Below are 13,160 nucleotides of genomic sequence, written 5' to 3' on the forward strand. Positions count from 1 at the left end.
AATCCATGAAACGACGCGCGATCGCCGCTGCCGGCGCCGCTGCCGTTGGGGCGGCCGCCGCGGTCGTAGCCCTCGTGGCCGGTACGACCGTCGGTTTCGCCGAGACCAGCACATCGTCGGCCTACGGCGTCGCCGCCGAGGGCGTCCTCGAGATCGAGCCGATCCCCTACGTGGAGTCCTCCGACGGATCGACCAAGACCGATTCGCTCGTCGAGCTGCCCGAGAACCCACTGCTGAACGTGGCGGTCGCCAAGGTCTCCGCGGGTGACGGCCAGGCGTCGGTGAAGCTGGCGGACGTCAGCGTGCTGCCTGCAAATGTCCAGCTGCCGAAGAACCTCAAGGACCTGCAGAAGGCCGTCGACCAGCTTCGCGGGTTGCTGGCCAAGCCGTGCGACGCATCGAAGCCCAAGTTGCCGGAGAAGCTGCCGAAGAACCCGCTGACCGACCTGGTCGTCGAGCTCACCAAGAAGCTCGACCCGAAGCCGCTCTGCGACGTGATCAAGGGCAGGCTGTCCGTGCTGGAGCTCGGTCTGGTCGAGGTCTACTGCGACGGCGACCAGGGCGGCCTGAAGATCGCCGACGTGAAGCTGCTCGGCCACAAGATCGAGCTGCCGGAGGCGCCGGAGAACGTCGGCCTGCCGGAGAACCCGTTGCTGCAGCTGACCATCAACAAGCAGGTGGCTGACGACGAGGACGGCTCGTTCAGCGTGACCGGCCTCGAGCTCAACCTGCTGGACGGCACCCAGGTGATCAAGCTCGGCAACGCCACGTGCGGGGTCACCGATGTCGACGACGGCGACGAGGACGACCAGACCCCGCCGACCGCGACCAAGCCGGCCCCGGTGACCACCAAGCTTCCGGTGACCGGCTGACCGCTCACTCCACCACACCTCGCAGGCCCGCCCACCGCACCGGTGGGTGGGCCTGCTGCATCTCTGCGGTGGACGGCGCCGAATCCGGGCATACTGCCGCCTATGGATTCGCTCTGGGGGATGTGCTGCTCGACGATGTCCGCTGATCCGGAACCGCTCCGGGAGTCGGACCACGGCGGAGCTGCGGCATGACGTCCGACGAGACGTCCACCCGATGCGCGGACGGCTTTGCGGGTGACGAATCCACCCGTCAGGTCGGCCTGCTGGACCTGATGCGGCTGCTCCGCCCGTACCGGGGTACTACCGTCGTCGCCGCACTGTTGGCGCTCACCGCGTCCGCTCTGGGCCTGGCTCAGCCGATGCTGGCCGGAGCGGTCATCGACGGTGTGCGCGCCGGACAGCCGGTCAGCGGGTTCGCGCTGGCACTCGCCGCCCTGTTCGTCGCGCAAATCCTTCTCGACACGACCGGCCGTTACCTGCTGGAGCGCATCGGCGAAGACGTCGGGCTCGGCCTGCGGCGGCGACTCGTGCACAGGTTGCTGCGCATCCGCATCGACGTGCTCGACCGGCACCGGATCGGGGACTTGATCTCCCGAGCGGGCAACGACACCACCGTACTCCGCGACACCGCCACCCGCACCGTGGTCGACATCGTCATCGGTGCGGCCACGGTGTGCGGCGCGACGGTGCTGATGCTGCTCCTCGACCCCGTCGTGTTCATGGTGGTCGTGATCGTGTTCGTCGTCGCGGCCGGTGGAGTGGGGCTGGTCCTCGACCGCATCCGGCAGGCCGGGGAGCAAGCCCAGAACGCCGTGGGCACGTTCGCCGCCGACCTCGAACGCGGCCTGTCCGCATTGCGGACCATTCGCATCCACCGCGCCGAGGACGCCGAGACGGACCGGATCGGGCGGTCGGCGCAGAAAGCGTACGCGGCCGGGATCCGCGGCGCCCGGCTGAGCGCGACGGCCACCCCGGCCGCGCAGCTGGCCGCGACCGGGTCGTTTTTGGTGGTCCTGGTGATCGGTGGTACGCGCGTCGCGTCCGGCGACCTGCCCTTGGGCGACCTCGTCGCCCTGCTGCTGTACGCCGTCTACCTGGTCGTTCCCTTGGGCACCATGCTCGAGGGCATCACCGTCGCCAAACGCGCGCTCGGCGCGTTGCAGCGTGTCGACGATGCGCTCCACCTGCCGACCGAACCGGTCGAGCCCGCGGTACCGGCCATCACCCGGATTGCCGACTCGGCCGCCCCGCCCCCCGCAGTGCTGCGATTCGACGACGTCCACTTCTCCTACGACGGGCGCCCGGCCCTGCGCGGAATCAGCTTCGCGCTGCCGCCCGGCAGTCGCACGGCCGTCGTCGGCCCGTCCGGCGCGGGCAAGTCCACGATCCTGGCGTTGATCTGCCGGTTCCGCGACCCCGACAGCGGACGGATCGAGTTCCTCGGCAGGCCGGCCACCGAACTCACCCGCGCCCAATGCCGGGCCATGACCGGGCTGGTCGAACAGGACGCCCCGGTGCTGCACGGCACCGTGCGGGACAACCTGGCGCTCGCCGCGCCGGGAGCCTCCGACGACGCGATGTGGCGAGCGTTCCGGCAAGCCAACCTGCACGAGTTCGTGGCGAACCTGCCACATGGTCTGGACACCCAGCTCGGCGAGCACGGTGCGCGGATGTCCGGCGGGGAACGCCAGCGCTTGGCCATCGCCCGCGCACTGCTGGCGCGCCCGTCGTTGCTGCTGCTCGACGAACCCACCGCCAGCCTGGACACCGTCAACGAGCGTCTTGTCGTGGCGGCGCTGGACCAGCTGCCGGACGACTGCGCGGTGCTGATCGTCACCCATCGGCTCACGACTGTCCGCCACGCCGACACCATCCTGGTCGTCGACCACGGGCGGCTGGCCGCGTCCGGCACCCACGACGACCTGCTGCGCAGCTGCGGCCGGTATCAAAGGCTCCTGGCCGGTCACCCCGGCGACGACGTCCGCGGGCACCACCGCCGGGCAGGCGCCGGACCGGTGACTACTCCCCTCCGGCGCTCAGGCCCAGATCGGCTGCGGCCGCCCGCACGACGTCGATCACCATTTGCAGCGCCGGCCGGCGAGCCGTCGTGCTGCGGTACGCCAACGACACGGTGCGGGTGATCGGTGTCGTCAACGGCAGCGCTTCCATACCGGACGGTGCCAGCGTCAGCCCTAGATCCGACACCAGCGTGATGCCCAGGCCCGCCGCCGCCATGGCCATCGCCGTCGACTGTTCTTCCACCTCGTGCGTGACGCGCAGCTGGAACCCGGCACGCAAGCAGGCCGCCCGCACCGCACGGCCGAAGTGGCTTCGGGGGCCCGCGATGATCCACGGATGCTCGGCCAGATCGGACAACGCGACCGGTCCGCCGTCCTTGCCGCCGAGCACCCCCTCCGGCGCCGCCACGTGCAGTCGCTCCACGGCCACCGTCGCCCCGAGCAGGTTCGGGTCCCACGGTGTCGGGGCATCCGAGTAGTTGACCGTGAAGGCGATGTCCACCTCGCCGTCCTTGACCGCCTGCATGCTGTGCTCGGGAGCCAGCTGCTTGGTGCGCACCCGGATGCCCGGTTGCCGTTGGGACAGCAGCTCCAGCGCCCCGGGCAGCAGCCCGGCCGCCACGGTGGCGAACACCCCGGCGCGCAGCGTCACCGTGCGCGCCTCCTGCGCCTCCTCCAACGCCAGCGTGGCCCGCTCGACCGACTCCAGGATCTCTTCGGCGTGCTCGGCCAGCAGCTTGCCGAGTTCGGTCAGCTGCACCCGGCGCCCGACCCGCTCGAACAGCCGCGCACCGACGTCCCGTTCCAGCTGCGCAAGCTGTTGCGACACTGCGGAAGCGGTGTAGTGCAGTGCGCTCGCCGCAGCGGTGACCGTACCCCTTCGGTTCAGCTCACGCAGCATGCGCAGGCGGTGCAACGACAACTCCATACCGCCACCTTCGTCCCTGCGCCGGACGTAAACAAACGCTAAACGCCGGCATACAGCACTCGTAACTGGACGCGACCGCCGCCGGGCCCGACTCTGACACTACGGCGGCATCCCGGCGACCGCCGGATCATCCGGGCGAACGAGTACCGGCATCGACCAGGCCGAGGCGGTGCCGGTGGTCGTCGTGCGCGCTTTTCCGGCGGATGGCCCGGCGATCGTCCGTGGGCAGGCGGTGACCGCGCCGGCCCGGGTCCTGCAGGCGAGTTCGGAGGTGGTGGCATGACCGCGGCACGCAGCGCTCCCCTTGTCCGAGTGACCTGGACCGATCCGGTGACCGGCAGAAACGGCTACCTCGTCGTGCACACGCTGGTCTCCGGCATGGCCACCGGCGGCACTCGCATGCGTGCCGGCTGCACGGAATCCGAAGTCGCCGATCTCGCCTACGGCATGGCGCTCAAAGCCGCCACATTCGACCTGCCGGTCGGCGGCGCCAAAGGCGGCATCGACTGCGACCCCAAGGATCCGGACGCGCGTGGTGTCCTGGAGCGCTTCTTCGCCGCGATGCGGCCGTGGCTGGACGACCACTGGGTCACGGCCGAGGACCTCGGCGTGCCGCAGTCGCTGGTCGACGACGTGTTCGCCGGGCTCGGCCTGCAGCAGTCGTTCCACGCCGCGATCCGGCGCTCGCCGGATCCGGAACGGACCTTGCAACGCGTGCGTGCCGGGCTGAACGCGCCGGTGCCGGGCGGCCAGCTGCTCGGCGACGTCATCGGCGGCTACGGCGTGGCCCAGGCCTGCCTCGGAGTGATCAACGCATGGCGGTGGCAGGAAGCCGATACCACGGTCGCGATTCAAGGCATCGGCACGATGGGCGGCGGTGCCGCGTGGTATCTGCACGAGGCAGGTGTGCGCGTGGTCGCTGTCGCCGACGCCACAGGCACGCTCTACCACCCGGACGGGCTGGACGTCCCGCATCTGCTCGGCCTGCGCAATCGCTTCGGCGAGATCGACCGCTCCGGTGTTCCCGCCGCCGTCCAGCGGCTGCCCCGCGAAGCGATCGTCGGCATTCCGGCCGACATCCTGGTGCCCGCGGCGGTCTCCTACGCGCTCAACCCGGGCAACGCCGACGAGGTCGTTGCGTCCGCGGTGGTGGAGGCGGCGAACGCCGCGACCACCCCCGAGGCCGACGCCACGCTCGCTGCGCGCGGCATCCCGGTCGTGCCGGACTTCGTCGCCAACGCAGGCGCCGCCGCCTGGGCCTGGTGGTTGCTGATGGGCGAGGTCGGAGCCGATCCGGCCGACTCGTTCCAGAAGCTGCGCACCGCGATGCTCTCCAGAGTGGCGGTGCTGATGAACGAGTGGGACACGGGGAAGGTCCCGCCGCGCGTCACGGCCGTCCGGCAGGCGGAACGGAACCAGGCCGCACGACGGGCCGAGGAAGCCGAGGGCGTGGTCGCACTGACCATCCCCTGACCCTGCCGGCCGGGCCGCCGTCCACGGCCGGCGTGGTACCACGGGCCTCCCTTGACCCGCCGGTAGCACGCGCCCTTCTCCGGCCGCCCGCGCACGCCCGGGTTGCGTGGTGATCGCGACACTCCGCCAACAGAACGTACGTACGGATTGCACTCGACGATCACCGATGCCAGGATCACGGTGTGCCCAAGGTCAGCCAGGATCACCTCGACGCCCGGCGACGGCAGATCCTGGACGGTGCCCGGATCTGTTTCGCCCGCCACGGCTACGAAGGCGCCACGGTGCGCAGGCTCGAGGAAACCATCGGGCTGTCCCGCGGGGCGATCTTCCACCACTTCAAGGACAAGGAGTCACTGTTCCTGGCGCTGGCCGAGGACGACGCGGTCCGGATGGCCGAAGTGGTCGCCGAGCAGGGCTTGGTGCAGGTGATGCGGGATCTGCTCGCGGGCAGTTCCCCGCAGCTGGTGGACTGGCTGGGCACGCGGCTGGAGGTGTCCCGCAGGCTGCGCACGGACGAGGAGTTCCGCCGCCGCTGGGCGGAGCGCTCCGAGCTGCTGACCAGGGCCACCCGCGAGCGCCTGCAACGCAAGCTCGAGGCCGGAGAGCTGCGCGACGACGTCGACGTCGAGGTGCTGACCTCGTTCCTGGAGCTGGTGCTGGAGGGATTGACCTCCCGGCTGGCGATGGGGATGCCCGCCGCCGGTCTGGAACCGGTCCTCGACCTGGTCGAGGAGACGACCCGGCGCAAGCGGCGGTGACGTGCGCGTGGGTGCAGCCGATCCGGTGTTGTCCGTGGCGGGCAATCCGATCCGGTTTGCAGCGATCTTGCGCATCGCCGGGTACCCTGGTCGCAGGCGCGAGGCGCAAGCGCATGCGCTGCAACAACGTTTCGAGGAGTGACACCGACAAGGTGAGTCAGTCACGTTCGCCTGGTGACAGTACCGAGCCGGGTGTCCAACCCGGCCATGCTCGTGTCAGTCTGCTCCGCTTCCCGGACGGCGCGTGATGGACGTCCTGCTCACCGTCGCCGGGTTGTTGCTGTTCCTGTTGCTCACGTTCGGCACCGGCGTGGCCGTCGCGGCCGAGTTCTCCCTCACCGCGCTGGAGCGCAGCGCCGTCGAAGCCCATGTGAAACAGGTCGGCGACCGCAGGTCGAAGACGCTGCTCGCCGCGCACCGGTCGCTGTCCTTCCAGCTCTCCGGCGCGCAGATCGCCATCACGCTCACCACCCTGATCAGCGGTTTTCTCGCCGAACCGATCATCGGTGAGCTGCTGCAGCCGCTGCTGGCGGGCATCGGCATGCCGGACGCGGCAGCACGTGCCACGTCGTTGACGCTGGCGGTGCTCATCGCCACCGCGCTGTCGATGATCTTCGGCGAACTGGTGCCGAAGAACCTGGCCATCGCCCGCCCGCTGCCCACCGCCCGTGCGGTGATCGGCTACCACGCCCGCTTCTCGGCGGTGTTCGGCTGGCTGATCAGGGCGATGAACGACAGCGCCAACTGGGTGGTGCGCAAGTTCGGCGTCGAGCCGCAGGAGGAACTGCGCTCCGCCCGCTCCCCGCAGGAGCTCGGATCGATCGTCCGGTCCGCCGCGGAGAGCGGCACGCTCGACACCGTCACCGCCACGCTGCTGGACCGGTCGCTGCGGTTCGGTGATCGCACCGCCGACGAGCTGATGACGCCGCGGACCCAGGTGGAGTTCCTTCGCGAGGACAGCACGGTGCAGGAGCTGGTGGAGCTGTCGGCGCGCACCGGGCTGTCCCGCTTCCCGGTCTGCGGCGAGGACCTCGACGACATCGCCGGCGCCATCCACGTCAAGCAGGCGTTCACCGTGCCCGCCGAGCAGCGCAAGCACGTGCGGGCGAGCTCGCTGATGCGCCCGGTGCCGACGGTGCCGGAGTCGCTGCCCGGCGACGCCTTGCTCAACCGGCTGCGCGACGCCAGCTTCCAGCTCGCCGTGGTGGTGGACGAGTACGGTGGCACGGCGGGCATCGTGACGCTGGAGGACGTGGTCGAGGAGATCATCGGCGACGTCCGCGACGAACACGACAGCGGCGAGATCCCGCCGTCCCGGCGGCTGGCCGGCGGCAGCTGGCTGGTGTCCGGCCAGCTGCGGCCGGACGAGCTGCTGGAAGCCACCGGGTTCCGCATGCCGGACGGCGACTACGAGACGGTTGCCGGCATGGTGTTGTCGCTGCTGGGCGTCATCCCCGAGCCGGGCGCCGACGTGGTGGTGGACGGCTGGCGCCTGACCGTCACCCGCATGGACCGGCATCGCATCGCCGAGCTGGCCATCCGCCCGCTGGACGAGGCGGTGCCGCAGTGAGCTCGTGGAACGCGCTCCCGCTGATCGTGGTGCTGCTGCTGGCCAACGCGTTCTTCGTGGGCGCCGAGTTCAGCCTGATCTCGTCGCGCCGCGACCGGCTCGAGGCCATGCTCGCCGAAGGCACCGCCAGCGCCCGCATCGTGGTGAGCGCCAGCCAGCAGGTCTCGCTGCTGCTCGCCGGGGCTCAGCTGGGCATCACCATCTGCTCGCTGCTGCTGTTGCTGGTCGGCGAGCCTGCGGTGGCGGCGCTGCTGGAGCAGGGACTCGGCGCCGTCGGCCTGGTCTTGCCCGGCTACGTGCTGCACCCGGTCGCGTTCACCGTCGCGCTGACCATCATGACGTTGCTGCACGTGCTGGCCGGCGAGATGGTGCCGAAGAACCTGGCCATCGCCGACCCGGAGCGGGTGGCGCTGTGGCTGGTGCCGCCGCTGGTGCTGTGGGCGAAGGTGACCCGCCCGTTCACCTGGCTGCTCAACGCCGCGGCCAACCTGCTGCTGCGGCTGGTCAAGGTGCAGCCCAAGGACGAACTGGAGACCGCCTACACCTCGCACGAGCTGGCCAACCTGCTCAGCGAGTCGCGCCGGGAGGGGCTGCTCGAGCAGTCCGAGCATCGCAGGCTGAGTCAGGCGCTGAGCTCGGTGGACAAGACCGTGGCCGACGTGCTGGTGCCGATGGCCGAGCTGACCACCCTGCCTGCCGGGGTCACGCTCGGCGCCGTCGAACGGGCCGTCTCCTCCACCGGCTTTTCGCGCTTCCCGGTGCTTGCCGAGTCCGGCGAGGTCGTCGGCTACATCCACGTCAAAGACGTACTGGATCAGCTCGGCGACGCCCCGGAGACGCCGGTACCGGAACACAAGGTGCGCAGGCTGGCCCGCCTGCAGCGGGACACGTCGTTGGAGCGGGCGCTGTCCACCATGCGCGCGGAAGGCAGCCATCTGGCGGTGGTGGAACAGGACGGCCGTGCCGTCGGTGTGGTGGCCCTGGAGGACGTCGTCGAGGAGTACGTGGGCACGGTGCGTGACGGCACGCATGTGACGTCCAGACAACGGGCGCACAACACGTCACCAGAAACAGACAAAACGGTCACGTGATCACCCGAAGTGGCCGTCAATGCGACGAAAGTCGGAAATACGGGTGATAAGCTTCCGCGCCGTGAGCGCCTTTCGCATCGATTCGGTCACGAATTTCCCGATCGGGCTGTGGCGCTGACGATGCGGTGAGGAAAGGAACCGGCCACGATGGGGAAGCACTCCAAGCCCGAGCCGACCCGCAGGCGCAGAGCCAAAGACGCGACGAGCACCGGGTATCACCGTGCGGTCGGGGCGCGGAGGGGTGTGGCCACATGGCCGTTCGCCGTGCTGGCCGTGCTGGCCGTCGTGGGTGCCGGGATCTTCGCCGTGGTGTGGGGTTCGAACAACCTCGGCAGCCGGGCCGACGCGGAAGGCGACACATGCGCCGAAGGCCGCCGCACCCTGCGGGTCATCGTGCCGCCGAAGCTGGTACGGCCGCTCACCAAGGTGGGCGACAAGTGGAACGCGGGCGACCGGGAGGTCACCGGGTACTGCATCACGGTGGAGGTCAGCGCCGCCGACGAGGAAGAGGCGCTGGAGGCGATCAGCTCGCACGACGACCGGGTGCTGGCCGTGCCGTCGGTGTGGATCGCCGAATCCGCCGACGCCGGCGACCGCTTGCGCAAGTCCAACCCGGCGCGTGTCGCCAGCATGCAGACGCCGCTGACGTCCAGGTCCGGTCACCTGCTCCCGTACGTCGTGCTCGACGGCGAAGGGGTGGACATCGTGCAGAAGCGCGCCGCCCAGGACTTCCGCGACTTCCTCAGCGAGCCGGAGCCGGCCTCCGTGCTCGAGGAGGCCGGCTTCGACAGCTGACGGCGCCGCTCACACCTGGTCGAACGTCTCCGGGTCGGGTCCGATCCGGCCGTGTGGGTCGTCCAGTGCGGCGATCGCGTCGAGATCGTCCTGGTCCAGCTCGAAGTCGAACACCGCGAAGTTCTGCTCGATCCGCTCCGGCGTGACCGACTTCGGGATCACCACGTTGCCGATCTGCAGGTGCCAGCGGATCATCACCTGCGCGGACGTGCGGCCGTGCTTCGCGGCGATCTTGGTCAGCACCGGATGGTCGATGAGCGTGCCCTGGCCGAGCGGGGCCCACGCCTCCGTGGCGATGCCGTGCTCGGCGTGGAACGCGCGCAGCTCGCGCTGCTGGAACCGCGGATGCAGCTCCACCTGGTTGATGGCCGGCGGGACCTCGGCCACGTCCAGCAGTCGGCGTAGGTGGTCCACGGTGAAGTTGGAGACGCCGATCGCCCGGACCCGCCCGTCGGCGTGCAGCCGTTCGAAGGCGCGCCAGGTGTCCAGGTAGCGGTCACGCTTGGGCACCGGCCAGTGGACCAGGTACAGATCCAGCTGCTCCAGGCCCAGTTTCGCCATGCTGGCGTCGAACGCGGCGAGCGTGCTGTCGTAGCCCTGCTCGGAATTCCACAGCTTGGTGGTGACGAACAGCTCCTGGCGCGGTACGCCGCTTTCCGCGATCGCCTCGCCCACCTGGCGCTCGTTGCCGTAGACGGCGGCCGTGTCGATGCTGCGATATCCCACCTGCAGGGCCTTGGCCACCGCCGCCTTGGTCTCGGCGGGCGGAACCTGGAACACCCCGAAGCCCAACTGCGGGATCGCCACGTCGGTCGTCAGGTCGATGCTGGGAACCTGCCCCATACAGTTGCCTCCATGTCGTCGGTTACTTATCCAAACTACCCACGCGACGGCCGTACGACTCTGGTGGTTCTGCTGTTGGGCAACGCGGTCGTGCACGCCACGACCTTTCTCGCCCGGCCGGTGGTCTCCTACCGGGTGCTGGCCCTCGGCGGCGACGAGACGACCGTCGGCGTGGTGGTCGCGACCGGCGCCATACTTCCGGTGTTCGCCGCCGTTCCGATGGGACGGCTGTGCGACCGCGGACGCGTCCCCGCCATCGTGCTTGGCGGCCTCGCGCTGCTGCTCGGCAGCGCACTGGGAATGTCCCAGATCGAGTCACTGCTGTGGCTGGCCATGGTCAACACGGTGTACGGCGTGGGGCAGCTGGCCGTCATGCTCGGCGGCCAGGCGCTGGTGACCGGGATGTCGGCACCCGGCCGGCGCGATCGCAACTTCGGCTGGTTCACCGCCGCCGCGTCGCTCGGGCAGATGGCCGGACCGCTGGCGGCGGGCTGGGCCATGTCGCTCGCCGGTCCCGGCGAGCTGCTGCTCGCCACCGGTTACGCCTTCTACGTCGCCGTCGCGGTGACCGCGCTCGCCTCGGTCATGTTCGGCGGTCTGCTGTTCGTGCTGCGCGGCAGCGAGGCGGTGGCGCCCAGCGGCCGGGCGGGCGAAAAATCCGGCCGGGGATCGGCGTTGCGCATGCTCACTGATCGGCAACTGGCGGTGGCGATGCTGGTCAGCGGCAGCGTGATCGCCGCCGTGGATCTGCTCACCGCCTACCTGCCGGTGCTGGGCACTCGCTACGGGCTGTCTCCCGGATTCGTCGGCGTGCTGCTGAGCGTGCGTGCGGGCGCCTCGTTCTTGTCCCGGATCTTCATCGGCGTGCTCGTCGTCCGGTTCGGCAGGCTGACCGTCGTCCTGCTCAGCACCGGGCTGGCCGCTTGCGGCATGGCGGCGCTCATCACGGTCGGCGGCGCGCTGGTGCTGGTCCTGCTCATGGTGCTGCTCGGCATGACCCTGGGCCTGGGGCAGCCGCTGACCATGACCTGGGTCGTGCAGCAGGCGCCGAAACGGCTCCGCGCCACGGCGCTGGCGTTGCGGGTCAGCGGCAACCGGGTCGCACAGAGCGTGGTGCCGGCCGTCGCCGGTGCGCTGTCGGCCGTCGCCGGGGTCGCCGCCCCGTTCGCGTTGGCGGCCGGCCTGCTTGCGCTGGCCGCGGGCTGTGTGGTGCCGTTCGTACGGATGCGACCACGACAGCCTTAGCTGACGCAAAGACTTCACCGGCGGACGAAACGGCCGCTGCGGGTACCGCGTCACACCACCGGGTCATCCGGCGAGTCAGGGGGCCGCCGGATGACTCACCACCAGGCACAGCGGGGAGGCCATGATGCCGCCGGGATACCGAGTCGAGACGGAAACCGTCGAACGCGGCGGACGCACCGCGTGCGATCTCGCCGACGATCTGCGCAACGCGCGCGCCACGTGGGACGACGCCGCGCGGGACGGCGGCAGCGCGTGCGGATTCTCGGTGGTCCGGGACGCCTACACGAAAATGCAGGATGCCTGGTTCGACGAGGTAGGCGTGCACATTCGCATCCTCGAACAGCTTTGCTCGGCCCTGCGGAACGCGGCCAAGACCTACCGTGCGATGGAAGACGCCGGCCGGGAATCGTTCGGAGGCGGCCGTGTCCAGTGACGACTACCTGCAGGTGAGCACCATCCTGTCGCGGCTGAAGCGGCTCAGCGAGTTCTTCCTGCCCGGCGGGATCCCCAACCCGGTCCGGATCGCCGAGCTCATCTCGGATGTCCTGGACGAGATCTCCACCCCGCCACCGGGTGACCCCGACACGCTGGAAGAGCTCGCCCGGGCGTATCGCAGCGCGGCGGACGTCATCGCGCTCATCGGCACCGACACCGGCAGGCTGGGCACCACCACCCTGCCCGCCGCATGGGAAGGCGGCGCGGCACAGCAGGCCTCCGCGGTGCTGCAGGCCACCGAGAAGGCCATCGGCACCACCCCCGGGATCTTCCGCCGGGCGGCGACGGTGCTGGAAGACCTCGCCGACGACATCCGTGACCAGCAACAGCGGCACAGCCGCCTGCACGAGGAGCTGGACGCCGCCTTCTACGACGCGACCCACATCCGGGTCAGGGTGGGCACGCCGGACTGGTTCCCCGGTCCGGACATCACCATCTTCGAAGGCGATGTCCCGATGGCCGATCCCACCGCGTTGCTCGACGTGGTCCGCAGGGCCTACGACCTGGTCAACGGATGCATCGACGTCTACACCGACGCGCTCGACAGCGCCGACCGCCCGGCCAGCCGGTTCGCCGATCTCGCCGGGAAGGCCAGGGCGGCGGCCGCGGTCGAAGGCGGCATGGCGCCGGACGACGCCGTGGTGCTCGCAGGCAAGACCGTCACGACCGAGCTCGGCGACGGCTACGACGACGGCATCCTCACCCCCAGCCAGCTGGAACGCGCGGGCCGGAAGATGCAGGAGCTCAGCGACGCCGACCGGACCCGCCTGCAGCAGATCCTCGACGCCGCCGCGTCCGACGAGCAGCGGGCATGGATCCTCAAGGGCCTGGCCGCCGATCACTCGGTCGATGAGCTGGCCAGGTTCGCCGAGAGGATCCGGGGTTTGAGGAACATCGGAACGGAAACTGGCGCTAAGCCCTCGTCGTCCCTGGTCGCTGATCAACGCGACGCCGGCTTCGGCAGGTTCGTGAACTCATGCCGCAGATAACGGCCTATTATCTGCGGCATCGCTGATCATGTCCTGCGGGAACATCCCCGCGGCGGCGCGTGAGGCGGCCCTGTTATCTGCGG

The 13,160-nt window shown here is 70.0% G+C and carries 11 protein-coding genes and 1 pseudogene; 10 read left to right on the forward strand and 2 right to left on the reverse strand.

Going from position 1 to position 13,160, the window contains the following annotated elements:
- Positions 1 to 5: 5 nt before the first annotated feature.
- Positions 6 to 872 (forward strand): hypothetical protein, encoded by an 867-nt coding sequence (locus YWY_RS23170; RefSeq protein ID WP_156899144.1) that lies wholly within the window; start codon positions 6 to 8, stop codon positions 870 to 872.
- Positions 873 to 1,144: 272 nt separating this feature from the next.
- Positions 1,145 to 2,617, forward strand: a pseudogene (locus YWY_RS20835) (ABC transporter ATP-binding protein); the annotation flags it as partial.
- 274 nt (positions 2,618 to 2,891) lie between these two features.
- Here the strand turns inward: YWY_RS20835 and YWY_RS24590 are convergent.
- Positions 2,892 to 3,818, reverse strand: coding sequence for a LysR family transcriptional regulator (locus YWY_RS24590; RefSeq protein WP_084609105.1), 927 nt, complete (start codon positions 3,816 to 3,818; stop codon positions 2,892 to 2,894).
- A gap of 279 nt (positions 3,819 to 4,097) precedes the next feature.
- On the opposite strand from YWY_RS24590, the gene YWY_RS0107755 reads away from it, so the two are divergent.
- The 5 genes from YWY_RS0107755 (at position 4,098) to YWY_RS0107780 (ending at position 9,505) form a co-directional block, all read left to right on the forward strand.
- Positions 4,098 to 5,291, forward strand: a complete 1,194-nt coding sequence (locus YWY_RS0107755) for a Glu/Leu/Phe/Val dehydrogenase dimerization domain-containing protein (protein ID WP_028847148.1) — start codon at positions 4,098 to 4,100, stop codon at positions 5,289 to 5,291.
- A gap of 182 nt (positions 5,292 to 5,473) precedes the next feature.
- Positions 5,474 to 6,049, forward strand: coding sequence for a TetR/AcrR family transcriptional regulator (locus YWY_RS0107760; protein WP_028847149.1), 576 nt, complete (start codon positions 5,474 to 5,476; stop codon positions 6,047 to 6,049).
- A 247-nt stretch (positions 6,050 to 6,296) separates the two neighbouring features.
- Complete coding sequence (locus tag YWY_RS0107770) at positions 6,297 to 7,619, forward strand: hemolysin family protein (RefSeq protein ID WP_038044779.1); 1,323 nt, start codon at positions 6,297 to 6,299, stop codon at positions 7,617 to 7,619.
- Positions 7,616 to 8,710, forward strand: coding sequence for a hemolysin family protein (locus YWY_RS20840; protein ID WP_051310029.1), 1,095 nt, complete (start codon positions 7,616 to 7,618; stop codon positions 8,708 to 8,710). The genes YWY_RS0107770 and YWY_RS20840 overlap by 4 nt, the downstream gene beginning before the upstream one ends.
- Positions 8,711 to 8,857: 147 nt before the next feature.
- Positions 8,858 to 9,505, forward strand: coding sequence for a hypothetical protein (locus YWY_RS0107780; RefSeq protein WP_028847151.1), 648 nt, complete (start codon positions 8,858 to 8,860; stop codon positions 9,503 to 9,505).
- A gap of 9 nt (positions 9,506 to 9,514) precedes the next feature.
- Here YWY_RS0107780 and YWY_RS0107785 read toward each other — a convergent pair whose 3' ends face one another.
- Positions 9,515 to 10,348, reverse strand: a complete 834-nt coding sequence (locus YWY_RS0107785; RefSeq protein ID WP_028847152.1) for an aldo/keto reductase — start codon at positions 10,346 to 10,348, stop codon at positions 9,515 to 9,517.
- A 12-nt stretch (positions 10,349 to 10,360) separates the two neighbouring features.
- On the opposite strand from YWY_RS0107785, the gene YWY_RS20845 reads away from it, so the two are divergent.
- The 3 genes from YWY_RS20845 to YWY_RS0107800 all read left to right on the forward strand — a co-directional run bounded on the left by YWY_RS20845 (position 10,361) and on the right by YWY_RS0107800 (position 13,077).
- Positions 10,361 to 11,593 carry an MFS transporter gene (locus YWY_RS20845; RefSeq protein WP_084609106.1) on the forward strand — a complete coding sequence of 411 codons (1,233 nt, stop codon included), beginning with the start codon at positions 10,361 to 10,363 and terminating at the stop codon, positions 11,591 to 11,593.
- 121 nt (positions 11,594 to 11,714) lie between these two features.
- Positions 11,715 to 12,026, forward strand: coding sequence for a hypothetical protein (locus YWY_RS0107795; RefSeq protein ID WP_028847153.1), 312 nt, complete (start codon positions 11,715 to 11,717; stop codon positions 12,024 to 12,026).
- The gene (locus tag YWY_RS0107800; RefSeq protein ID WP_028847154.1) at positions 12,016 to 13,077 is read left to right on the forward strand and encodes a WXG100 family type VII secretion target; all 1,062 of its coding nucleotides are present in this window, start codon (positions 12,016 to 12,018) and stop codon (positions 13,075 to 13,077) included. Before YWY_RS0107795 ends, YWY_RS0107800 begins: the two co-directional genes overlap by 11 nt.
- Positions 13,078 to 13,160 lie beyond the last annotated feature (83 nt).

The organism is Thermocrispum agreste DSM 44070 (assembly GCF_000427905.1).
In the GTDB taxonomy this organism is placed as follows: domain Bacteria; phylum Actinomycetota; class Actinomycetes; order Mycobacteriales; family Pseudonocardiaceae; genus Thermocrispum; species Thermocrispum agreste.